Source organism: Pseudomonas sp. HY7a-MNA-CIBAN-0227 (assembly GCF_040310325.1).
GTDB lineage: Bacteria > Pseudomonadota > Gammaproteobacteria > Pseudomonadales > Pseudomonadaceae > Aquipseudomonas.
On the sequence record NZ_JBEOPT010000006.1, the window covers coordinates 328021 to 349666 of the forward strand.

Here is a 21646-nt window from a genome sequence, read left to right on the forward strand (position 1 = left end):
TTTCTGGAGAGTACCCCATGGCCGAGATCGCCATTTTTGAAGATGAAGCGTTCAGCGTCTCCTCGTTGACCGCAGCAATCAATGATCAGGAATACCTGCCGGGCCGCATCAGCAGCCTCGGCCTGTTCCGTGAGGAGGGCATCACCACCCTCACCGTACAGATCGAAAAAGACGGCGACACCCTGGCCCTGGTGCCAGCGGGTGAGCGTGGTACCTCGGGTCTTGTGGTCGCCGGGTCCAGGCGTCAACTGATCCCATTCAACACCGTGCATCTGCCTGAACGCTTCACCATCAAGGCGGATGAGATCCAGGGTATTCGTGCCTTTGGCACACGCAGCGAGTTGCAGGGGGTGCAGGATGTGGTCAACAAGCGTCTGGCAAAGGCCCGCCGACAGTTGGACGCCACCCACGAATTCCAACGCATGGGCGCGTTGAATGGCCAGGTGCTGGACGCCGATGGCAAGACGATCCTGTTGGATATCTACAAGACCTTTGGTGTGAGTCGCCAGAAGCTGCAGATGGGCTTGAACAGTCCTGAAACCGAGCTGCGGGTCAAATGCGGTGAAGCCTTGGATATGCAAGAGGACGCCCTGGGCAGCATCACCAGTACCGGTTCCCGCGGTTTCTGCGGCAAGAACTTCTGGAACAAGCTGATCGTCCATCGCTCGGTCAAAGAGACCTACCTCAATAGCCAGCAGGCCGCCGCCTTGCGCGGTGATGCCCGTGAAAGCTTCGAGTTCGGCGGGATCGTCTGGGAGCGCTATCGCGGCAAGATTGCCGGCGTGTCGTTCGTCCACGACGACAAGGCGTTGCTGATTCCCGAGGGCGTGCCTGAGTTGTATATCTCGTCCTTCGCACCGGCTGACTACATGGAAACGGTCAACACCCAAGGCCTTCCGTACTACAGCAAGATCGAGCCGATGGATTTCAACAAGGGCGTGGCCGGTGAAGCGCAGTCCAACCCGCTGCACCTTTGCACGCGGCCTCGGGCGCAGATCCTGCTGGAACTCTGACCGTGGCCTTCCGCGATCTGGTCGATGACATCGACGACACGGTGTTCGAAACCCTGGGCGACACGGCCCAGATTGAGGGCCTTAGCGAGCCGGTGCTGGGAATGTTCTCGGCGCCCTGGAAGCAACCGCAGTTCGGCAAGCTCAACACCGGCCTGCGGGAGCCGCGCTTTGAGATCCGCGTTAGGGATTCGGATGGACTGAGCAAGGGCCTACTGGTGGTCATTGATCTGCCAGCCTTGGATGGCGGTGGTAATTACGACTTGCTGCAATTGGAGCCTGGTGGTGATGGCCTGGTGGCCTTGATCCTGAGGAAGCGCCCATGAGTGTTGGCAGCTACGTGCACCACAAACGTGACGGCGGAATGATCAACATTCAGCCGTCATTGAGTGACCTCAAAGCGTTCCAGGGCTTTGCGCAGTTGGTGCCCAAGGCTGCCGCCGCCGCCCAGCGTCGGGCCATCAACAAAACATTGGGTTGGTTGCGCACCCATATCGCCCGGGCCGTGGGCAAGCAGGAACGCATCGCCATCGGCGCCGTCCGGCAACGTTTACGGGCGTACCCCACCAGTGGCGGAACCATGCGCGGCAAGTTGTGGTTTGGCCTCAACGCCATCGAAGCCAGTCGCATCGGTCGGGCACGTCAAACCGGCACCGGTGTTTCGGTGGCGGGGCGGCGTTACCAGGGCGCGTTTTACAAAAAGGTCTACGGCAACAGCGCCGATGTCTGGATACGCACCGCTAGCAAACACTTCAATACCGAGGACTACCCCGAGGCAACTCAGGGGCGGCGGCGCTCTGGCTTTGTTGAGGAAAACGACAACCGTTTCCCCCTGGCTAAAGCCAAGGTTTCGCTGGAGCAGGCGCGCCCGCACTTCGATGCCTGGGTCAAACGTGCTGATGAACGCCTGCTGGAGATCCTCGAGCAGGAACTCAACTTTGAATTGCAGAAGTACCTGAAGGGGACGCCTCGTGTCTGATGAACCGATGACTCTCGACCAGCTCTACGGAGCCATTGAGCGGCACCTGCAAGTGCATCTGTTGGGTGTCCATACCGTGGCCGCCTGGCCGGACATCAAGGATCACATCCCCTTGCCAGCGGTGTTCCTGGAGATGTCCGAGTTTGAACCGGGTACCGACATAGGTACCGGCGAAACCACTCTGGTCTGCAAGTTCGAAGCGCGGATCATCGTCGACTCGATCCTCGCCGATCCTGAGCGGCAGGCGGTTCAACTGGCGACTCAGTTGGCCGTGCTGTTGCGTGCCCAGACCTGGGGTCTGGAGGTTGAATGTGCCGCGTTCGTTCGGGCGGTGCAGGACTGGACCAAGCCTGAGCTAGACGGTTACATCGTCTGGCTGGTGGAGTGGGATCAAACGATCTATCTCGGTGTTGAGGATTGGCCGTTCCCCGAAGAGAAGCCCAGCATGCTCAAACTCAATCTGGAGGCTTTCCCGGACACTGATAGCCCAGTGGGGCCGCCATGAGTTATCCGTCTGCCGAGCATGACCGGATGATCGCCGCCATGCTGATGCCGTGCGTGGTGGTGGGGGTGGACCTGATGGCATCGGCCGTTCGGGTCCAGTCCGGCGACTGGGTCAGCGCCTGGGTGCGCTGGCATGGCCTGGCAGCTGGTGAGGCCCGTCACTGGCGGGCACCCAGCATTGGCGAGCAGGGTGTGTTGTTCAACCCGAGCGGTCAGGCGGGAATGGGTACTTTCGTTCCCGGGCTGTATGGCGCCGCTGGCCCGCCGCCGGACAACCGTGATCATGTTGAGGTGTGGCGTTTCCCGGACGGTGGCTCGCTGGTTTACGACTGGCAGGCCAACAGTTACACCATCGACCTGCCCGCCGGCACTGCAACGGTCAAGGTAGGTGACTCCGTGTTTGAGGTGACGCCGGCCAGCATTCGTTTGGTGTCGAGCCAGATCTACTTGACGGGTGAAGTGATCATCGACGGGGCTGCCACGGTCAGCAGCACGTTGCACACCACTGGCAACATCAGCAGCGGCGCTTCGATCATCGACACCACGGGCAACACCCCGAACCACAAGCACTGACAGACCCTTTACCCACAACCCGCCGCGTGCGGGTTTCTTCATTTTTGGAGCATGCACTTGTGAGCAAACCCAGGCAGGACCTCGAACAAACACCCTCGGCTGAGACTGTGCCGGTGGCGCGTTTTGACCCGATGCAGGCCCTCGACAAAACAGACCTCAAGCCCACGGAGATCGGTCCGCCCCGTGTTTTCCGCGACACGCTCTACACCTCGCGCACTCTGGTGATGCTGGACGGCAAAACTATCCCGGTTGCCAAAGGCCTGGTGGCCGCATGCGGTGACGATCAATGCGAATTTCTCCGCAACCACCCTGACCTCGAACCCTACACGGAGTAGCCCCAATGATCGGAATGGATCGCCGTACCGGGCTGCCTATCTCCGGCCTTGAGCATTTACGGCAATCCATTGAAGACATTTTGAGCACCCCGCTGGGCAGTCGCCGGCATCGGCCTGAGTACGGCAGCAAGCTGCGGCGCTACGTAGACCTGCCGGTTAACGAAGGTTGGAAAGGGGCAGTTCAGGCTGAAGTCAGCCGGGCCTTGGGGCGCTGGGAACCGCGCCTCAAGCTTGAACGGGTAAGGGTGCTTTCTGTGTTGGGTGGCGTGATCAACATCCAGCTATTGGGGACGTATCACGGTGATAGCGCCATTCTGGAGGTAAGAGCATGAGTATTGTTGATCTGTCGTTGTTGCCTGCGCCGGACGTGCTTGAACCCCTGGACTTTGAGGCAACCTATCAGGAGGGGCTGGGCACGTTTCGCATGAGCATGGGCGACAACTGGAGCGCACCCCTTGAGAGCGATCCGGTGGTCAAACTGCTGGAGGTGGGCGCCTATAACAAGGTCGGTAACCGCGCCCGGGTCAACGACGCAGCCAAAGCCTTGTTGCTGGCCCATGCGATTAAAGGAGACCTCGATCAGCTTGGGGCCAATGTCAACACACTGCGTCTGGTGATCCGCAAGGCTGACCTGCTCTCTGTGCCGCCGGTCGAGGAAATCAAAGAGCAGGATGATGCTTACCGCGAGCGCATCCAGATGACCTATGAAGGCTTGACCACGGCTGGGCCGCGTAACAGCTACATCCTTCACGCTCGCAACGCCTCGGCGTTGGTGGCCGATGCCTCGGCGGAAAGCCCGTCACCGGCCTGTGTCACCGTCACGGTGTTGAGCCTTGAGGGTGACGGTGTGGCGGGGCCAGAACTGCTTACGACGGTCGAGGACAGGCTCAATGATGAGGATGTCCGGCCGCTAGGGGATCGGTTGACGGTCCAAAGCGCCCAGGTGCTGCATTACCGCATTGACGCGGTGCTGCACATGAAAGGTCCGGGCCCTGAGAGTGACGTGGCTCTTGCCGAAGCTCGTCGGCGTTTAGTGGCTTGGATCAACCCCCGTAAGCGGTTGGGCGTCGAGGTGGCTCGATCTGCCGTCGACGCTCAGGTTCATGTCGCGGGTGTTTCCCGGGTTGATCTGCCTGGATGGCATGACCTGGCCCCGACCAAGGAACAGGCGGCGTTCTGCACCGGTTACAGCGTCACGCTGGGGAGCTGACATGAACAGCTTGCTACCGCTGAACAGCACCCAGCTAGAACGCGCCATTGAAACGGCGAATGCGGATCACACCGTTATCCCGTTGCGATCCCTCTACAACCCTTCGACCTGCCCGGCGCATTTGTTGCCGCACCTGGCGTGGGAGTGGTCGGTTGACCGCTGGGATTACCAGTGGTCAGAGACGGTAAAACGCAACGCGATCCGGGCGTCTTTTTACATCCATTCCCGGAAGGGAACCATCGGTGCACTGCGTCGGGTGGTCGAGCCGCTGGGCTACCTGATCGAGGTTATGGAGTGGTGGCAGACGGTGCCCGAGGGCGTACCGGGCACGTTTGCGCTGAAGGTCGGCGTGCTGGATACCGGCATTACTGAGGAAATGCATCAGGAGCTGACCAGGCTCATTGATGATGCCAAGCCTGTCGGTCGGCATATGACCGGTTTGGCGATCAGCCTGGAGACCACCGGTTACATCGGCATCGGCGCCTGTGTAAGCGAGGGTGAAGTGATCGACGTTTACCCACCAACCCCCCGCGATATCGAGGTGACCGGCACCTATGGCCTGGTCATATGTATTGATGAAATTGACACCCAGGACGTGTACCCATGATTGATCAGAACAGTCAGTTTTTAGCCATCCTCACAGCGGTGGGTGAGGCGAAGCAGGCAAACGCAACCGCCTTGGGCCTGCCCTGGACTTTTTCGCAGATGGGCGTGGGTGATGCCAACAACACCGACCCTATTCCCAGTCGTACGCAAACGCGCCTGATCAACGAATGGCGTCGGGCGGGGGTTAATCAGGTCAAGACCGACCCAGCAAACCCGAACATCATCATCACCGAGCAGGTTATTCCGGCCGACGTGGGGGGGAGATGGATTCGCGAAATTGGTCTGTATGACGCTGCCGGTGATCTGGTAGCCGTGGCCAACTGTGCTCCGAGCTTCAAGCCGGTGCTAGCGCAGGGCACCGGCAAAACCCAAATCATTCGGATGAATTTCATCGTCGCGAATACTTCGAACATCGTCCTGAAGATTGACCCGGCGATTGTGCTGGCGACCCGAGATTACGTTGATACCTCGATCATTGAGGCGTTGGCCAAAATGGACTTCAAACACTCGGTGTTGGTGGCCACCACGGGCAACATCGCGCTGAGCGGCGTGCAGACTATCGACGGCGTGTTGCTGCCCTCGGCCGCGCGCGTACTGGTGAAGAATCAGACGGCTGCCAAGGACAATGGTCTGTGGGTGGTTTCCTCGACAGGTGTATGGACGCGCGCCCAGGACGCAGACAGTAGCGTTGAGGTTACGCCTGGTCTGTTCGTCAGTGTCGAATCTGGCACGGTCAACGGCGACAGCGTTTGGCAGCTGGTGACGGATGCGCCGATTGTCCTAGGCACCACCGCACTTTCCTTTGAAATGGTCGCAGGGCGTACAGGTGTCAGTGCTGGGGCCTACGGAAAGGTGACAGTGGACAAGTACGGTCGTGTTATCGGCGGTACGAACCCGGCAACGCTTGACGGCTACGGAATTATTGACGGTTTCGCAAAAAGCCTTTCGGCCGCCGATTACGCCGAAGTTACCAAGACAGCGCTTTATTCGCTGGGTAGTGGTAATACGCCCGGTCGCCCTCCTGGGTTTTCAGGCTCTGGCGCCCTGAATCAGGTTATTGCGGATTACGGTTTTACTCTGGCCTGGAGCCTTGGCTCCGATGAAATTGCCTTTCGGCGCAAAGAGCCGACGGGACCTCTTGCCTGGGTCAGCTTGTGGAATTCGGCGAACTTCGACCCGACGAAAAAAGCCAACCTCGCCAGCCCTGGCTTTACTGGTGTCCCAGCAACGCCCACAGCTGCTGCCGGTACGAATAACGCGCAGATTGCGAGTTGTGCGTTTACGTGGGCCGCCATCAACACCTATGCAACCACGGTTTCCAGCGCTCTCGCAGGAAAGCAGGCCCTGAGCCCTGTGCTTGCGAGCCTTGCGGACAATGCAGGTTGGGGAATTGGCAATCAATTTGTATCCGAGGTATTGGACCTCAACAGTTATAAGACTGGGGGTAAGTTCATAACTCCGCATGCTGTTTCCAGTTTGCCACCAGGATGGGGGCAGAGTCGGTGCCTAGTTGACGTCACCGGTGGTTCGTCCTACCTGCTACAGATGGTCGCGTCAGCAAGCGAGCAGCGATTCGCCGCTAGAACCTCTTCCGGCGATAGCTATGCGGTCTGGTCAGAATTCTGGCACACGGGAAACTTGAGAGAAGCGACGTCTGCCGAGGGGGCTGCGGGCGCTTCCGGTTCGACTTGGATGAGCCCTCGACGTTTCGCTGGCCTGGCTCTTGGCATCGGTCAAACCTGGCAGGACGTGACCGCCAGTCGCGCCTGGGCTACGACGTACACAAATAGCACCGGGAAGCCGATTCAGGTCTCTGTCGCGGCCCGAGATCCGGCGGCGGGTAATTTCTACATTGCGCTCTACGTCAGCGGGATAAAGGTGGCTGAGCATTATCTCAGCGGGAGTTCTCAGGCCACGGTGTCAGCAATCGTCCCTGCTGGCGCAACGTACAGGGTTGAGAGACAGGATACTAACGACACAATTACCGGCTGGATGGAGTTGCGCTGATGAAATATTACAAACATAAAAAAACGGGTGAAGTTTTCGCCTTCACTGCAGATGGTTCGGACGATAAATGTATCGGGAAAGAACTTGTGCTGATGAGCGAGTCCGAGGTTTCCGATCACCTTAATCCTGCTGCGTCGCCCCCAACTCGCGAGCAGATAGAAGCATTGCGCCTGCGGGCATACGCCGACCCTCTAACAGGGTCAGATCGCTACTTTGCTGAGGCTCAGCGCATGCAAGTGATGAATGAGCCAGGGTGGGAGCCCGTTCGTGCTGCGGGTGTGACTCGCTTCGAAGAAATCCAGGAACAGTTCCCTTGGGTTTCGGTCGACACGTCACTGTAACCCCTGTCGCTCATACGGCGCTCGCGCGGCAGCCTGTGCACTGCCATTCCATCACGGCGCAGGCAACACCCATGGCCGGTTCAGACTATCTCCACGGCGTGTGGGTTCTCGAGCTCAACGACGTCATCCGCGCCTGCGATGCCATTGAAGCAACCGAGAAAGAATGACAGATGTACGGCCAACATCCACCACAGCCAGACATGCGCCGTGGTAGCGATGATCAGGGCCTGCCGGCATGGATCACGCCTGAAGTCACGCAGGAGGAATCCACCGCGCAAGAATGTGTGTGGCCTGGCCCATCGCCAAGCACTTCCCTAAAACGAAATATCGACCTGCAGTGCCTTCCTGGATTTCTAAGAAAGTCGAATAACGCCCCGCTATGTTGGGGCGTTTTTACATCCCCGTTAAACCTTGAAAGCCTCGCTTGTGCGGGGCTTTTCCAATTCTGGAGAGAACACAATGGCTGCAAGTGGATTTTTTCACGGCGTCACCGTCACCAATGTCGACACCGGGGCGCGCATCATCTCGTTGCCGTCCTCGTCGATTATCGGGCTGTGCGACACCTTCACGGTATCGGAGCAGACCACCGCCAAGCCCAACGAGCTGTTTTTGATCACTCGTGAAAGTGAGGCGGTAGCTGCCTGGGGCGCTGATGCCGCAATTACCAAGGCGATCAAGGCGATCTACGCCCGCTCAAAGGCAGTGATCGTCGCGTGCGGCGTTGCGTTCAATGCCGACCCTGCGTTGCAGATGTCCGCCATCATCGGCGGTGTCTTGGCGGATGGCACGCGCACTGGCTTGCAAGCGCTGCTGGACGGCAAAAGTCGATTCAATGCACAGCCCCGTTTGTTGATCGCGCCGAAACACTCCGCGTCTCTGCCCATTGGCACCGCGCTCGACGGCTTGGCAGGCAAGCTCCGGGCGATGGCCCTTATCGACGGCCCGAATACAACCGATGAGGCTGCTCTGGCCTACCGCGAGAACTTTGGCAGCAGGCGCGTGTTCATGGTCGATCCGGGCGTGCAGTTCTGGGACACCGAACTAAGCAAGACCATCGACGCGCCGGCTTCGGCTTGGGCTGCTGGTTTGTTTGCCTGGACCGATTCCGAATATGGCTTCTGGGCGTCGCCGTCGAACAAGGAGTTTGTCGGCATCACTGGCACCACCCGGCCGATTGAATACCTCGACGGTGACGAAACCTGCCGGGCCAATCTGCTCAATGCGGCTGGCATCACCACGATTATTCGAGACGATGGTTTCCGTCTGTGGGGCAACCGGACGTGCTCCAGCGATCCTAAATGGGCATTTGTTACCCGGGTCCGCACGCTCGACATGGTCATGGACGCGATTCTCTATGGGCACAAATGGGCCGTCGACCGGTCGATCACCAAAACCTACATCTCTGACGTCACCAACGGGCTTCAGGCGTTTATGCGCGATCTGAAAAACTTGGGTGCGGTCATCAACTTCGAAGTGTTCGCAGACACGGAGTTGAACACGGCCAGCCAGTTGGAACAGGGCAAGGTGTACTGGAACATCCGCTTTACCGACGTACCCCCTGCCGAAAACCCCAACTTCCGCGTCGAGGTCACCAACCAGTGGCTGCGCGAAGTTCTTGAAGCCTAAGGAGGCTCTTACATGACTCCGCAAGCGTTATTCAACACCAACCTGTTCGTCGACGGGATCAACTTCACCGGCGATGTGCCGAGCTTGTCGCTGCCAAAACTCACCATCAAGACCGACGAGTATCGCGGCGGCGGTATGGCCGGCCCCATCGAAATGGCTATGGGGCTGGAAAAGCTCGAAGCCTCCTTTGTCACCAAAGGCGTACGGCGCGAGTCCCTGAAATACTTTGGTCTGGCCGATGGCTCGGCGTTCAACGCGGTATTTCGGGGGGCCTTCAAAGGGCACAAAGGGGCTATGACGGCAGTGGTTGTCACTCTGCGAGGGATGCTCAAAGAAGTCGATATGGGTGATTGGAAAGCTGGGGACTCCGCCGAGATCAAACATGCGGTGGCGGTCACCTATTACAAGATGGAAATTGACGGTCGCCTGATTTACGAGATCGACATGATCAACGCGGTTCAAGTCATCGATGGTGTGGACCAACTTGCCGAAATGCGCACCGCGCTGGGCCTCTAAGGAATATCCAACATGAGCACTCAATCCTCTGAACTGAAAAAACTTCCCACCTGGCTGAAAGTGACCGCTGATAGTGCTGTGGTGACGTTGTCGCGCCAAAGTGAGGTCAACGGTGTGAAAGTGGACACCATGACCCTGCGCTCACCGACGGTGCGCGAGGTGCGTGCCGCAGATCGGGCCTCGGCTGGCGACGAAGAACAGCGCGAGCTGATGCTGTTCGCCGGTCTGGCCGAGGCGGGTATCAATGACCTGGAGGGCCTTAAGCTGGTGGATTACCACCGCCTGCAGGCCGGTTATTTTCGCCTGGTGCAGGACGACGGGGTTTGATGCAGGCCTTTTGAAGCTGGCGGCAAAACGTCTCGCTGCGGAAACCGGATTCTCCGCAGCCGAGATCCAGGCAATGCCGTTTTCTGAGATGCTCTGGTGGCTCACGGATTGAGCTGCTGTCGGTAAAGCTGCACTAACGGGAGCCATCACATGGCGAACAATCTCGCCCTCGGGCTGGTGATCGGGGGGGCCGTCAGCCCGACTGTCGGCAACGCTTTCAAAGACGTTGAAGGGCGCATCAAGCGCCTGGAAGCGCAGGGCACCAAAGCGCGTGTGCTGCAACGCACCATTGGCGACACCATCCGCTTGCGAGATGAATGGAAAAAGGCCAATGACAGTGGCGCGGCCGGCGCGGGTACGTTGTTGCGCAAGCTTGAGTCGAACCTCAGCACCTTGAAAAAGCAAGGCGTCGAAGTCCGCAACCTGGCTAAGGCGTATCAGTCGATGGGCCAGGTGGCGCGCAAGACTGAGCTGAAGGCGCTGGGGCATACGCAAATCAAAGAGGGCAGGGAAGGCCTGAGCGGCACCGTGGGGCGGGCAGCGGCGGCCATTGCAGTGGTTGCCATCCCGACCAAGATATCCGCGAACTATCAAACCCAGATCCGCCAAATGGCGCTCTGGGCTCATACGGCCGGCACTGATGCTGAAAAGCAGATGGCCGACAAGATCAGTGAGGTCGCTGCGAAAAAAGGCATGGGTCAGCAGGCGCTGGCACGTGCTGTGGGTGGGTTGATTGAAAAGGGTATCGACTGGGAAGAGTCAGTCGATTATGCGCCGTTGATCGCTGACCTGGTGGACGGCCAGGGCATGGAAGCCGACACCATCGCCACCTTGTTCAGTGCGTTCAAAGAGGCAGGTGTCCGTAAGGAAGACATGGGCGCGATGTTGGGCCAGGTCGCGGCTGCGGGTGACATTGGCGCCTTCGGCCCCAAGGACATGGCCAAGTACATGCCGGCGCTGCTCGGCACCATCAAGCGGCTTGGCATGGAAGGTCCCGAAGCCGTGCGCTTCCTGGGCGCCAGTCTGCAATCGCAATTCTCGCAAACGCAGGATGCAGCGGCGGCTGCGACGAACATGGACAACCTGCTCAACGCGGTGATCAGTAGCACCAGTCAGGAGCGTTTTGCCAAGGAAGGTTATGACCTGACCAGCTCGATCCTGGCGGCGACGAAAAGTGGTAAGGCAGACAACCCGGTCGAAGCCTTCATCATGCTCAGCGAAAAGCTGATCGCGAAACAGGACCCGAAAAAAGCCAAGAGGGTTGAGGCGCTCAAGGCCAAGATTCAGGCGTCCAAGGATGGCAGTGTCGAGGAAGAACAGGCCATGGTCGCGCTGATCGAGGCGGCGGGGCTCGCCTCCATCGTCAGTGATAAGAGCGCCAGTGCGGGCCTGCTTGCCCAGATCAAGTACGGCAGCAAGATCAAGGAAAACATGTCGACCATCAAGGACACCGATGGTCGGGTGAAGATCGAGCAGGACGCCGCCAAGGCTCGCGAAACTTCCAATTCAAAATGGAGTGCAGCCACCTCGAGCATGGAAGCCTCGATGACCAGCGTGGGTAATGCCCTGCGGCCGCTGACGGACCTGGCGGCCGATGGTTTGACCAAAGTCGGCAACAGCATTGCCGGGCTGGCCGATGAATTCCCGAAAATCATCAGCGGTACGACCATCGCAATCGGTGCCATTGGCGGCGCAGTGGCCGCCTTCAGTGCCTTCAAGATGGGCAAGGGGTTGTTCAACCTTGCTCGGGGGACGCTGGGCGCCGGCAAAACCAATGAGGTGCAGAAGGTCTTTGTTACCAACGCCGGAGACGGTGACGGTGATGGCGACGCACCGAAGGGCAAGGCAGGTGTCGCCTTGTCGTTGGTTGAAACCGGACTCAAGGCCGTGGCGGCAATCAGGGGCGGAACCAAGGGCGAGGGTGAATCAGAGGCCGGCGATGCGGCGGGCGGGTTTGACGTGGTTTCGACCGGGCTCAAAGTAGTGTCGCTCATTCAGGACGCCGCAGGGGAAGGCGGTAACGACGGGGCTGGCGGTGACGCCGAGGACAGCATCAAAAAAGTTTTTGTCGTCAATGCGGCCTCAATGGGTGGCGGTGTGGGTGAGGGCCGGCGACGTGGGCGCGGGGCAAGTCGTAGTCAGGCTCGGCGGCGTCGACCTGGCGGGCCACCTCGTCCGCCTCGGCCACCGGTACCGCCACGTCCACCTCGGCCTCCAGTGCCGATTCCTCCGCCGCCCGGAATGATGTCGAGGTTAGGCGGGGTTGCCGGCAAGGTCGGAAAACTCGGCAAGTTGATCCCGGGCGGGGCGCTTATCGAGTCTGGCTCGATGGTTTTTGACACGTTCCAGAATGCCGAAACTCAGGATGAAAAGGCCGAAGGCTATGGTGCCGCCGCCGGTTCGTTGGCGGGCACCATGGCCGGTGCGGCTGCAGGGGCTGCGATTGGTTCTGTGGTGCCGGTCATCGGCACGGTGGTCGGTGGTTTGATTGGTGCTGCGATTGGCAGTTATGGCGGCGGCGCGCTCGGCGGTTTCATGGGCAAGTCGATGTTTGGCAGTGACGAACCCGTCAAGTCGATGCCAGCGGCCGGGCCTCTGATGATGGCGAACGCCGGTCAGGATATTCCGCCTGTGCTGGGGGATATTGCGCGCTCGTTCGCGGCATCGCCGAAAGCCAATGCCCCGGCGCCGTCCTTGTTGGCGGGCCTTACCCCTCAAAATCGGGCGGGTGACGTGGTTCGTTCGCTGGCCGCGGCGCCGACATCGGCTAGTTCTGGTGCGTCTTTGCTGATGGCGAAGCCGCCGACGGTAGCCCCACCCAAGATCGATCAGAAGATTGATATTCAAGCGGGCGTGACCGTCACGGTACAGGGTGATGTGAAAGACCCAGCGCAACTTGCCCAGGAACTTCGCCCGTACCTGGAGCAGCAACGGCGCGACATCGCCCAGCAACTGGAGAGCCGTCAGCTCTACGACAGCCCGCACCTTTGATAGGAAGGACTCATGGACTACTTGGGACAATTGCAGTCAGGCGTGACCTACCTGGCTACGGCGGGCGAGACGGGCCGCCGTAGCCTGGATGGGATGCTAGGCCCGGTGAATGGTGCAATCAGAGAAATCACCGGGGCCGCCTCGGAGCTTGAAAACATTCCCTTCGTGGGGCCTGCGGTCGGGGAAAAACTCCAGCGCGTCATGCGTGGAATTAACGCCGCTCAGGCAAAGGTTGGTCAGGTCGTGTCGGTGTACAACCGGGCCACCCGTGCGATGTCGCAGATTGACGAGCGCCTAGGCGTCCTGAAGGAACAGGCGGGCAGGGCTGCGACGGCGGTCAACAAACTCGTCGGCAAGATCAATCCGTCACTGGGGAACATCATCCCGACCGGCACCTTCGCCGGGAATGGGACGCCGGCACCGGAAGCGGTAACACCGTTCCCGCACCTGCTGATCATTCAGCCGAGGGACCCCAAGGCACAGCCGTACTTCTTCAACCTGAACACGGCGGCGTTCGATGAGCTGCGGCGCACCTCGGGTTTTCGCTGGGCCTCTCAGGAGCGCTTGACGCGCCGGCCGGCGCAACAGGCCATCGGTATGGGTGATGAGAAATTAACTCTAAAGGGCGCGATTTACCCGGACCTCAAGGTCGGCTTGAAGCAACTGGATACCCTGCGCAGTATCGGCGCCAAGCTACAACCGCTCACCTTGACCACGGGTTATGGCGACGTGCTTGGCACCTGGTGCTTGGTCAACCTAGAGGAAGAACAAAGCGCGCTGCTGCAAGGCGGCATTCCGCGTAAACAAGCTTTCACATTGGAGTTCGTGCGCTATGGCGACGACATGCAGAACGTCTGACGGTGACATGCTCGATGTCATTTGCCATAACTTTTACGGCCACCTCAACGGCACCGTAGAGGCGGTGCTGGGGGCCAATCAGGGATTATCGGAAGAGGCGCAGCCTTATCGGGCCGGCGTATTGATACGGCTGCCGGATCTGCTGGCGCCGGTCGATGACGTGGTCATGCTCTGGAACTGACCCACTTTCTTGCCCGCCTTGTGCGGGTTCTTTTTTGGACAACACTTTATGACGCCACGTTTTCGAATCGTCGCTGACGGTGCCGATATCACGGCGCTGATTAACGACCGGCTCCTGCTGTTACGAACGACCGACAAACCGGGCATGGAGTCGGATGACTTTGAATTGCGTATTGATGACCGGGATGGTGCAGTCTCCCTACCGTCCAAAGGTGCCGGTGTCGAGATCTATCTGGGGTACGAGGAAACAGCATTGGTGCGTTTGGGGCGCTACGTGGTCGATGAAATAGAAGTTTCGGGACCACCGTCCACCATGGTGCTGCGCGGCAAGGCCAGCGACATGCGCGGCAGCGGTAAGACCATTCGTAGCGGCAGTTGGGAAGACGCGCCGCTGTCGAAGATCGTCGCGGACATCGCTGCGCGCAACGGCTGGAGTCCCGTCTGTCAGGTCAGTACCAAGGTGCCCCGGGCGGATCAGTTGAGCGAGTCAGACTTTGGCTTCATCACGCGCCTGGCTAAACAGCACGACTGCACGGCAAAGGTTGCTGACGGCAAGCTGATCGTCATGACCCGTCAAGGTGGGCAAAGCGCGAGCGGCAAAGCCTTTGGTGCTATCACCATCACTGAGCGTGATGTCAGTCGCTGGCAGTTTCGCTTGGGTGATCGCAACGCTCACAAGGCAGTGGCCGCCAAACACCAGGACAAGAAAACTGGCGAACTGAAGGTGATCAGCCTGGACAACGATGACGTGCCGGACGGCCTGCCGGCAGTGCATACCGACCGGCATATCTATCCCAACAAAACAGCTGCCGAGCAGGCAGCCAAAGCACGGCTGACCGCATTCAATCGCTCAAGCGCCGCTGTACGGCTTGAAATGTCCGGGCGCACGGACTTGTTCGCAGAGCGTTCCATCAATGCCGAAGGCTTCAAGGTCGGGCTCGATGGAGAGTACCTGGTGGATTCGGTCGAGCAGGTTTACACCCAGTCTGGCTGGTCCACCACGGTCGAATGCAATGGTGGCAAGAAAGGTAAGGCCAAGGCGACCGGCAAGAAAAAGAAGCAAACCAAGGAAATCAAAGTACTCGATCTTTGAGGTAGGCCTATCCGCACTGAGTTGATGCACCACCACGCGCCGCCCTCGAGCGGTATTTTTTTGTCTGGGGAAACGCGATGACCATTACCGAACAACAGCTTCAATGCATCATGCCCAACGCCCGCCGCCAAGCGGGCGTTTTTGTAGCTGCCCTCAATGCAGCCATGACCCACCGGCAAATCAACACCCCCAAACGCCAGGCCGCGTTCCTCGCGCAGCTCGGGCACGAATCCGGCCAGTTGCAGTACGTGCGTGAGCTGGGCGGTGACCAATACCTGAGCAAGTACGACACCGGCACCCTAGCCACCAGACTGGGCAACACCCCCGAAGATGACGGAGACGGCCAGCGCTACCGGGGGAGGGGGCTGATTCAGATCACCGGCCGCAGCAACTACCTGCGTTGCAGCTTGGCTCTGTTCGGTGACGAGCGATTGTTGCGTACGCCGGAGCTGCTCGAGCTGCCGCAATGGGCTGCTGAGTCGGCGGCGTGGTTCTGGTGGGTGCGGGAGCTGAACACGTTGGCGGATCGGGATGAATTCAACAGTATCACCCGCAAGATCAACGGTGGACTCAACGGCCTGGAAGATCGGCTGCAACTCTGGGCACGGGCGAGGGCGGTGTTATGCGTCTCTTCGAGCTGATCCCAGTGCCGTTCCGAATCGCCGCCGTTGGCTTGCTGCTGGTGATGTTGGCCGGGGGAACTGCTGCACTGGCCTGGACCGCTCAAGACTGGCGCTACGGTCAGCAGCTGGAGCGCCAGGCCCGACTTCAGGCCGACACCCTCAACGAGTTATCCCAAGCCTCTGCCATCCAGCAGCGCAACGAGCAGGACAAGCGCTTCGCTTTGGAGCAGCGCCTGCAGAACAAAGACGAAACCCACCACAAGGAATTGACCGTTGAGCAAACCAAGCAGGCTCGCCTGCGTGATCGCCTGGCTACTGCTGATCTGCGGTTGTCAGTCGTACTCGCCGCCACCGACACCACCAACAGCTGTTCAGTGCCAGCCACCACCGCCACCGGTCGCGTGGTTCATGGCACCACAAGAGCCCAACTTGACCCAGCGCATGCTCAACGAATTATCGGCATCACCGATGCCGGCGACCAAGGATTGATCGCCTTGCGGGCCTGTCAGGCCTACGCGAAAGAAGTGTCTACACCGAAGTAAAAGGAGCGGCCGGGCAGGATGCGTCAACATCCAAGCCCGGCCACCTTCCCCGCAGAATACCCCTGCAAGTCCAGCCAAGGCTCCTGCTTCGTGCACAAAGCGGAGCGAGCCTAGCACTGTTTATCCATACAGCAAAGGTCTTGCTTTTATATGTCCACACCCATCATCCCTTGGATGGGCGGCAAACGTCGCCTGGCCGACCGTCTCATTCCGCTCTTCCCTCCCCACGAATGCTACGTTGAAGTCTTTGCCGGCGGCGCCGCGCTCTACTTCATGCGTCCCCAGGCCGCGCCAGTTGAAGTCCTCAACGACATCAACGGCGACCTGGTGACGCTGTACCGCGTGGTACAAAACCACCTCGAAGAGTTCGTCCGCCAATTCAAATGGGCGCTCAGTTCTCGGCAGGTATTCGAGTGGCAGAAGATGACTCGCCCCGAAACCCTTACCGACATCCAGCGCGCCGCTCGATTCTTCTATCTGCAGCACCATGCCTTTGCCGGCAAGGTGACAGGGCAGACGTTCGGTACCGCCACCACTGGCCCGGCCATCAACCTGCTGCGGATCGAGGAAAACCTCTCGGCCGCCTGGCAGCGCCTGTCTGGCACCTACGTCGAAAACCTGCCTTGGCTTGACTGCGCTGAGCGCTATGACCGTGCCCACACTTTTCACTACATGGATCCACCTTATTGGCAGACCGCTGGCTATGGCGTGGATTTTCCCTTTGAGAATTACGAGCGCATGGCCGACTTCATGCGGCGCTGCAAGGGCAAGGTGATGGTGAGCATCAATGACCATCCGGATATTCGGCGGGTGTTTGAGGGCTTTCACTTCGAAACACTCGACATCCGCTACAGCAATACCAATCAACGGCAGGGTAAAGCTGAGGTCAGCGGCGAGCTTGTGATCATGAACTGGGAGCCAGCGGCGTTAGGAGGATTGTTCTAATACCCAGCATTTTTAGACGGTCGAGGTCAGCACCTACAAGCGAATTGTGTTGAATTCCGAGAGGCCCTTCAGCCCGAAGAATAGGGACAGAGGTTCGATTTCGAGTGCTGGCTAGTGGGCCACCGTACAGCACCCTGATTGTTCAGTATCCTCACTGTTCTACCCGAGCTGAGCACCGACTGGTAACAACCGTGCGCACTGAGGAATGGCGTCTCTAGACCTTAACGGCAAAGCGATCTATACGTAAGAGTCTCCTGCGTGACGTATCTGGTTGTGCTAGTCATAATACCGCTTGCGTTATAATGCCGATTTGCAATAACGCCCGTATTGTACCGGTCTATCTGTATTGGCAAAGAATGTAATCTGGCACGATTGAGTGTTCACTGAAGTATGAGGATTCTATGTCGCTTTTTCACTACACCGATGCTGTAGCGGTACTCTCAATTATTGAAAATAGAAAGCTTTGGCTTACCGATATACGCTTCATGAATGACTCGGATGAGGCGTTAGATGGTGCGAGATATGTGGCTAAAGAAATTCAGGATCTAATTAAGTTTGGTGATATTGTTTCTGATCAAGCATTGTTTCACTTGCAGGATTTTACAATTGATAGTGTGAACGATTGGCTTGCTGAACAACATGCATTTATTGGTTCATTCAGCACTGTTGGGGATCATTTGGTTCAGTGGCGCTCATATGGAAACTATGCTGTTGAGTTTCATGAGACGCTGAAAACCCATCTCGCCCCAGTGCAGGCATGTGTTTATGATATTGAAACCAAGGTACAGTTAGCCAAAGGTTTGGTGGCGGAGGCGCGGAAAAAAATTGCACAGGAACTGATGAAATATGATGACGTTGATGGGTATGAAATTTCTAAGGCTCTCTGGGACCTAGGTGATGCTGTGAATCTATTTAAGCATCCAAGCTTTGTAGAAGAGAATGAAATGCGAATCTGCCGACTAGAGTCATCGCATTCAAAGCTGATTAACTACCGTGTTCGTGGTGGGATAGTTGTCCCATATCTTGAGGTTGGCTTTGAGTCTCATCATATTAAGGCCGTACATATTGGGCCGATGAAAAATCAGGATCTAGCTGTTGCGTCGATGAAATCATTCGTAAATAATTTTGAGTTAAATAATGAGAATAGATCGCCTTGGAAGGAATTTAGGATTAAGGTTGTGCCATCCTTGATTCCATATCGCGAGCTATGAGATTGTTAGTTGGATTTTAGGTAGTAGAAGTTTTCGGGTTGGTCAGATTTTTCCGTTATTTCGCTCGTTTCCCACTGCAGCAGTTGCAGTTGTTGCGAGCCTTGAAATATGAGAGGGGACAGGAATCGCCCCCTCGTTATCAGCTTTGAGGCTGGTAATGAGGGGGCGTAGGTGAGGAAGTTTTACTTTAAGTCCAAATTACCAGAGATGGGGGAACAAAAGCTCAATAGAGTTTGGAGACAGGCTAAGCGAGATTGGCTTTTTAGGGTCTGAGCTAATAAGCCTTTCTTCTGCCATTTGAGTCAGAATCGTTCTCGTCGTTCTTTCGCCAACCTGTAAGAGTGCTTGTATCTCAGCTCGTGATTGGTCTCCATGGTAAAGTAATGTTTTATATACTTCTCGCGCCTCTATTCTTAACGGAGCTAAGGCTTCGCCTCTGCTTGTGATGAGTGCACCTCTTTTTCTCATCTCGAAATATATATCAATTCGTTGGTTTAATTTGTGAGGTTCCAGCAGGGAGCTGAAGTAATTTACTTGGTCGAGTGCGGTTTCTATAAAATACTGTGTGAACTTTAATAGTCCGCTATCAGATAATATCCCGCGCCCATCTAGGTCTCCTTTTCGGGGGTGGTCTGCACCAGCAAGAGCTTGGTAGTAGGAGTCGACATCTCTTCCGAATCCTCTACTCATCGACCATAAGCCATAGCCGCCAAGACCTGAGCACCGGAGGTATTGGTCAGTAAATAAGCGTCCTACTCGACCGTTTCCATCAAGAAATGGGTGGATCCACATCAGACGATGATGCGCGCCTGCAGCAGCTAATATAGGTGTTATTCCATAGAGTCGGTCTAAACGGAAAGAGCTCTCAAACCACGTCATGTATGACGCAAGCTCATCTGCAGACGGTGGAACATGTTTTCCGACTTTAACATCGGCAGTTCGAAACTGACCTGGTATCAGCTTCACTATGTCGCCACTACTATTTTTCTTGATATCGAGAAATTTTTCAGGAACGCCTTCGTAAAATTCTTTGTGAATGCTCAGTAAATAGTCTTTTTTGCAGATATCTAATTTATCAACAACATTGAGTGCCAAGTGTTTCTGGACTTCAATGTGGCGTTTGATTTCCAAAAGTTCATCGCTAAGCTCTCTCGCACCAGCTTCCTCCTGCGCATGCAGAATATCTGCTGGGTGCGTCGGGTTACCTTCGATTCTATTGCTGTAAAACGAATTCACAGCCCTTAACAACACCGTCATGGGGCGTTTCAAGGGTTTAGGGATGTTCGCATGAAGGGCCGCGTCTAAGCGACCTAGCTCCACGACTGCATCTTGTAAATCGCCGGGGGCACGATCTTGGGTAACAAAAGGTGTGAGGTTTATCATTTGCCGGTTGGAATCTCGTAGTAGAAGCCTTTAGATACGGGGTCGATAAGAGTCTTTTGTGAGATTCTTGCCGATAATTTTGCCGGTTCAATGATAACACTTTTATTTGAGGTGTTGACATTTATACGATGAGCGTACTTTCTGACTGGCTGGGCTTTACACCCTGGCAGCCTCAAGCCTCTATTTGGAGGCGATTTCCAATACCTTTCAGCAAGGACAGGCTTTTTTTGAGAGCTGGCGTTGTGGCGAGTCCTCCTTGTTGCCGCTCGAAAATTTATCCCTTCCTTGTGTGAGCGCTGCTGTTCATATTTATAGTCAGTGCCATTGCCCCAATGCTCGGGTCCTCAATCTGGCTTGATAGTGACTCAGCGCTGGAGGGGCAGGAGGTAGTGGGGCTCTTCTACAGCAACGGAGCCCTGTGTAGAGCAGTGGCGCTGGTACAGAATTGGTATGCGAGCTATTTTGTGGGTCTACAAGCCTTTAAAATAAAGGCCTACAGAGAAAATTGTTCCCGTCCCGCAGTGGTCAGAGGTCTCGTCCATTTAACTTTGTGGTTGAGAGCTACACTCCCTAGATGCAGATATCGGAGTCAAGCTATGAAGAGTTTGATGGAGTTGATCGAAGCAGGTGAGCCGCTGATCCAGCGAGCTGTCGATGCATTGAGACGGTACCGTGAGGCTCAAGCTGCGGACGGCCCGCCCAATGAGGTGGAGCGCTTGCACCATGAAGCGGAATCGCTCTTCCGGGCGGTTACGGATTACCAGCTGGGTACCTTAGGTAGCCCTTCAGTGACTCACCACTGATAATTAGTCCCTCACGAGCATGGGGCAAAAATGGGCAAGCCATACGCCTACCTATGCCTGTTATACATTTATGCCAGTTGGTGCTGTCGGGCTCAATGATCAGTATCCACGGGCCTGTCCGGTAAAACCCACCACATACTCCAGCACAATTGGGGTGTGCTAGGTGGTTAGAGGTCTTTAGTTCTGAGCTTTGCTAGGCCTTGTTTGATGTTGCCGGCGCCCTCACTGAACGATTGTGTCCAGCTTTCCCGCGGACGTTGTAGTCGACCTCTGCTAACCCCTGCTTCTCGGCTTGAAGCATTAACTCCATCACGGCTGTCTCCAGGGCCGGCTGATTGTGGTAGATCCTCTCCAGCACATCTGACATCGAATAATCACTAGGCATGGTGTTGACTCCTTTCTCGAAGAACGCAGCATAGTACTGGTAGCGCCTCTGCCAGGCAGTGATTACAGTTTGCTTAGAAATTGCTACATCGCGAAGAAGCTACGCCGTATCAGCCAAGCAGGCTGCTGCTTTTAGGGATAGCTACGCCCAATCCATCATAGGGGCGACGGAGAAGCGGCGGGAGAGTGAAGCAGTTTGTAGGGGCATTGGGGGATCTGAATCAGAAAGGCGAAGGATAGCAGTTTATCAGGGATGAGGTGGTGGTGTTGGGAGAGGCCTATTGTTCTGGCCCGGTGCATTCTTGGTCCACTATTCCGTCAACGTCATCACCTGGAGCGAGGGCGGCGCTGCGCGGGCTCATGTATAGGGGCGAGCCTCTCAGTACGAGAGTGCTGAAAGGCCGCTAACTTGTAGCTGTATTGCAAATCAATTCTGGTTCGAAGCGTGCGGTTCGTAGACGGAGTGGCCCGATGCAAAAAAGATTGAGGGGGATGGTTGACCGCAGGATTTAATCCTGTATTATTCGCCTCCCGCTAACGAGAGATCGGAAGCGCAAGTGGTTGAAGTTACAGAGGAAACTTTGAAAGCTTCTTAAAAT

Annotated in this window: 25 protein-coding genes; 23 read left to right on the top strand and 2 right to left on the bottom strand. The window is 57.0% G+C overall.

Annotated elements, in window-relative coordinates; genetic code table 11:
- Positions 1-17: 17 nt before the first annotated feature.
- The 22 genes from AAEZ06_RS13460 (at position 18) to AAEZ06_RS13565 (ending at position 18477) form a co-directional block, all read left to right on the top strand.
- Complete coding sequence (locus tag AAEZ06_RS13460; protein ID WP_350614705.1) at positions 18-1013, top strand: major capsid protein; 996 nt, start codon at positions 18-20, stop codon at positions 1011-1013.
- A 2-nt stretch (positions 1014-1015) separates the two neighbouring features.
- Positions 1016-1336 (top strand): head-tail joining protein, encoded by a 321-nt coding sequence (locus AAEZ06_RS13465; RefSeq protein ID WP_350614707.1) that lies wholly within the window; start codon positions 1016-1018, stop codon positions 1334-1336.
- Positions 1333-1989, top strand: a complete 657-nt coding sequence (locus AAEZ06_RS13470) for a hypothetical protein (protein WP_350614709.1) — start codon at positions 1333-1335, stop codon at positions 1987-1989. The genes AAEZ06_RS13465 and AAEZ06_RS13470 overlap by 4 nt, the downstream gene beginning before the upstream one ends.
- Positions 1982-2494: a hypothetical protein gene (locus tag AAEZ06_RS13475; RefSeq protein ID WP_350614710.1), complete on the top strand. Its 513-nt coding sequence runs from the start codon at positions 1982-1984 to the stop codon at positions 2492-2494. Before AAEZ06_RS13470 ends, AAEZ06_RS13475 begins: the two co-directional genes overlap by 8 nt.
- On the top strand, positions 2491-3066 hold the full coding sequence (locus AAEZ06_RS13480; protein WP_350614712.1) for a phage baseplate assembly protein V: 576 nt from the start codon (positions 2491-2493) through the stop codon (positions 3064-3066). The genes AAEZ06_RS13475 and AAEZ06_RS13480 overlap by 4 nt, the downstream gene beginning before the upstream one ends.
- A gap of 59 nt (positions 3067-3125) precedes the next feature.
- Positions 3126-3401 carry a hypothetical protein gene (locus AAEZ06_RS13485; RefSeq protein ID WP_350614714.1) on the top strand — a complete coding sequence of 92 codons (276 nt, stop codon included), beginning with the start codon at positions 3126-3128 and terminating at the stop codon, positions 3399-3401.
- Positions 3402-3406: 5 nt separating this feature from the next.
- Positions 3407-3733, top strand: a complete 327-nt coding sequence (locus tag AAEZ06_RS13490; RefSeq protein ID WP_350614716.1) for a GPW/gp25 family protein — start codon at positions 3407-3409, stop codon at positions 3731-3733.
- The gene (locus AAEZ06_RS13495) at positions 3730-4611 is read left to right on the top strand and encodes a baseplate assembly protein (RefSeq protein WP_350614718.1); all 882 of its coding nucleotides are present in this window, start codon (positions 3730-3732) and stop codon (positions 4609-4611) included. Before AAEZ06_RS13490 ends, AAEZ06_RS13495 begins: the two co-directional genes overlap by 4 nt.
- Before the next feature lies 1 nt (position 4612).
- Complete coding sequence (locus AAEZ06_RS13500; protein ID WP_350614720.1) at positions 4613-5218, top strand: phage tail protein I; 606 nt, start codon at positions 4613-4615, stop codon at positions 5216-5218.
- Entirely contained in the window at positions 5215-7224 is a 2010-nt protein-coding gene (locus AAEZ06_RS13505) for a phage tail protein (RefSeq protein ID WP_350614722.1), read from the top strand. The genes AAEZ06_RS13500 and AAEZ06_RS13505 overlap by 4 nt, the downstream gene beginning before the upstream one ends.
- The gene (locus AAEZ06_RS13510) at positions 7224-7565 is read left to right on the top strand and encodes a hypothetical protein (RefSeq protein ID WP_350614724.1); all 342 of its coding nucleotides are present in this window, start codon (positions 7224-7226) and stop codon (positions 7563-7565) included. Before AAEZ06_RS13505 ends, AAEZ06_RS13510 begins: the two co-directional genes overlap by 1 nt.
- Before the next feature lie 459 nt (positions 7566-8024).
- Positions 8025-9191, top strand: coding sequence for a phage tail sheath subtilisin-like domain-containing protein (locus AAEZ06_RS13515; protein ID WP_350614726.1), 1167 nt, complete (start codon positions 8025-8027; stop codon positions 9189-9191).
- A gap of 12 nt (positions 9192-9203) precedes the next feature.
- Positions 9204-9707, top strand: coding sequence for a phage major tail tube protein (locus AAEZ06_RS13520; RefSeq protein WP_350614728.1), 504 nt, complete (start codon positions 9204-9206; stop codon positions 9705-9707).
- A 12-nt stretch (positions 9708-9719) separates the two neighbouring features.
- Positions 9720-10034 carry a phage tail assembly protein gene (locus AAEZ06_RS13525; RefSeq protein WP_350614730.1) on the top strand — a complete coding sequence of 105 codons (315 nt, stop codon included), beginning with the start codon at positions 9720-9722 and terminating at the stop codon, positions 10032-10034.
- Positions 10035-10184: 150 nt separating this feature from the next.
- A complete protein-coding gene (locus AAEZ06_RS13530) occupies positions 10185-13025 on the top strand; it encodes a phage tail tape measure protein (protein ID WP_350614732.1) in 2841 nt (946 codons plus the stop codon).
- Positions 13026-13037: 12 nt separating this feature from the next.
- The gene (locus tag AAEZ06_RS13535; RefSeq protein WP_350614734.1) at positions 13038-13883 is read left to right on the top strand and encodes a phage tail protein; all 846 of its coding nucleotides are present in this window, start codon (positions 13038-13040) and stop codon (positions 13881-13883) included.
- Entirely contained in the window at positions 13858-14064 is a 207-nt protein-coding gene (locus AAEZ06_RS13540; protein WP_350614736.1) for a tail protein X, read from the top strand. The genes AAEZ06_RS13535 and AAEZ06_RS13540 overlap by 26 nt, the downstream gene beginning before the upstream one ends.
- Before the next feature lie 48 nt (positions 14065-14112).
- On the top strand, positions 14113-15156 hold the full coding sequence (locus AAEZ06_RS13545) for a phage late control D family protein (protein WP_350614738.1): 1044 nt from the start codon (positions 14113-14115) through the stop codon (positions 15154-15156).
- A gap of 77 nt (positions 15157-15233) precedes the next feature.
- A complete protein-coding gene (locus AAEZ06_RS13550; RefSeq protein ID WP_350614740.1) occupies positions 15234-15797 on the top strand; it encodes a glycoside hydrolase family 19 protein in 564 nt (187 codons plus the stop codon).
- Positions 15779-16321: a lysis system spanin subunit gene (locus tag AAEZ06_RS13555; protein WP_350614742.1), complete on the top strand. Its 543-nt coding sequence runs from the start codon at positions 15779-15781 to the stop codon at positions 16319-16321. Before AAEZ06_RS13550 ends, AAEZ06_RS13555 begins: the two co-directional genes overlap by 19 nt.
- A 150-nt stretch (positions 16322-16471) precedes the next feature.
- Complete coding sequence (locus AAEZ06_RS13560) at positions 16472-17266, top strand: DNA adenine methylase (RefSeq protein WP_288099566.1); 795 nt, start codon at positions 16472-16474, stop codon at positions 17264-17266.
- Between the two features lie 401 nt (positions 17267-17667).
- The gene (locus AAEZ06_RS13565) at positions 17668-18477 is read left to right on the top strand and encodes a hypothetical protein (RefSeq protein ID WP_350614744.1); all 810 of its coding nucleotides are present in this window, start codon (positions 17668-17670) and stop codon (positions 18475-18477) included.
- A 198-nt stretch (positions 18478-18675) separates the two neighbouring features.
- Here AAEZ06_RS13565 and AAEZ06_RS13570 read toward each other — a convergent pair whose 3' ends face one another.
- Positions 18676-19734, bottom strand: a complete 1059-nt coding sequence (locus tag AAEZ06_RS13570) for a Fic family protein (RefSeq protein WP_350614746.1) — start codon at positions 19732-19734, stop codon at positions 18676-18678.
- Between the two features lie 722 nt (positions 19735-20456).
- On the opposite strand from AAEZ06_RS13570, the gene AAEZ06_RS13575 reads away from it, so the two are divergent.
- A complete protein-coding gene (locus AAEZ06_RS13575) occupies positions 20457-20663 on the top strand; it encodes a hypothetical protein (protein WP_350614748.1) in 207 nt (68 codons plus the stop codon).
- 193 nt (positions 20664-20856) lie between these two features.
- On the opposite strand, the gene AAEZ06_RS13580 is transcribed toward AAEZ06_RS13575, so the two are convergent.
- Positions 20857-21048: a hypothetical protein gene (locus tag AAEZ06_RS13580; RefSeq protein WP_350614750.1), complete on the bottom strand. Its 192-nt coding sequence runs from the start codon at positions 21046-21048 to the stop codon at positions 20857-20859.
- Positions 21049-21646 lie beyond the last annotated feature (598 nt).

Coding starts and splice junctions, on each gene's coding strand:
- AAEZ06_RS13460 (WP_350614705.1), top strand. CDS start 18: ATGGCCGAGATCGCCATTTTTGAAGATGAAGCGTTCAGCGTCTCCTCG.
- AAEZ06_RS13470 (WP_350614709.1), top strand. CDS start 1,333: ATGAGTGTTGGCAGCTACGTGCACCACAAACGTGACGGCGGAATGATC.
- AAEZ06_RS13480 (WP_350614712.1), top strand. CDS start 2,491: ATGAGTTATCCGTCTGCCGAGCATGACCGGATGATCGCCGCCATGCTG.
- AAEZ06_RS13490 (WP_350614716.1), top strand. CDS start 3,407: ATGATCGGAATGGATCGCCGTACCGGGCTGCCTATCTCCGGCCTTGAG.
- AAEZ06_RS13495 (WP_350614718.1), top strand. CDS start 3,730: ATGAGTATTGTTGATCTGTCGTTGTTGCCTGCGCCGGACGTGCTTGAA.
- AAEZ06_RS13500 (WP_350614720.1), top strand. CDS start 4,613: ATGAACAGCTTGCTACCGCTGAACAGCACCCAGCTAGAACGCGCCATT.
- AAEZ06_RS13505 (WP_350614722.1), top strand. CDS start 5,215: ATGATTGATCAGAACAGTCAGTTTTTAGCCATCCTCACAGCGGTGGGT.
- AAEZ06_RS13510 (WP_350614724.1), top strand. CDS start 7,224: ATGAAATATTACAAACATAAAAAAACGGGTGAAGTTTTCGCCTTCACT.
- AAEZ06_RS13515 (WP_350614726.1), top strand. CDS start 8,025: ATGGCTGCAAGTGGATTTTTTCACGGCGTCACCGTCACCAATGTCGAC.
- AAEZ06_RS13520 (WP_350614728.1), top strand. CDS start 9,204: ATGACTCCGCAAGCGTTATTCAACACCAACCTGTTCGTCGACGGGATC.
- AAEZ06_RS13525 (WP_350614730.1), top strand. CDS start 9,720: ATGAGCACTCAATCCTCTGAACTGAAAAAACTTCCCACCTGGCTGAAA.
- AAEZ06_RS13530 (WP_350614732.1), top strand. CDS start 10,185: ATGGCGAACAATCTCGCCCTCGGGCTGGTGATCGGGGGGGCCGTCAGC.
- AAEZ06_RS13535 (WP_350614734.1), top strand. CDS start 13,038: ATGGACTACTTGGGACAATTGCAGTCAGGCGTGACCTACCTGGCTACG.
- AAEZ06_RS13540 (WP_350614736.1), top strand. CDS start 13,858: ATGGCGACGACATGCAGAACGTCTGACGGTGACATGCTCGATGTCATT.
- AAEZ06_RS13545 (WP_350614738.1), top strand. CDS start 14,113: ATGACGCCACGTTTTCGAATCGTCGCTGACGGTGCCGATATCACGGCG.
- AAEZ06_RS13550 (WP_350614740.1), top strand. CDS start 15,234: ATGACCATTACCGAACAACAGCTTCAATGCATCATGCCCAACGCCCGC.
- AAEZ06_RS13555 (WP_350614742.1), top strand. CDS start 15,779: ATGCGTCTCTTCGAGCTGATCCCAGTGCCGTTCCGAATCGCCGCCGTT.
- AAEZ06_RS13560 (WP_288099566.1), top strand. CDS start 16,472: ATGTCCACACCCATCATCCCTTGGATGGGCGGCAAACGTCGCCTGGCC.
- AAEZ06_RS13565 (WP_350614744.1), top strand. CDS start 17,668: ATGTCGCTTTTTCACTACACCGATGCTGTAGCGGTACTCTCAATTATT.
- AAEZ06_RS13570 (WP_350614746.1), bottom strand. CDS start 19,734: ATGACGGTGTTGTTAAGGGCTGTGAATTCGTTTTACAGCAATAGAATC.
- AAEZ06_RS13575 (WP_350614748.1), top strand. CDS start 20,457: ATGAAGAGTTTGATGGAGTTGATCGAAGCAGGTGAGCCGCTGATCCAG.
- AAEZ06_RS13580 (WP_350614750.1), bottom strand. CDS start 21,048: ATGCCTAGTGATTATTCGATGTCAGATGTGCTGGAGAGGATCTACCAC.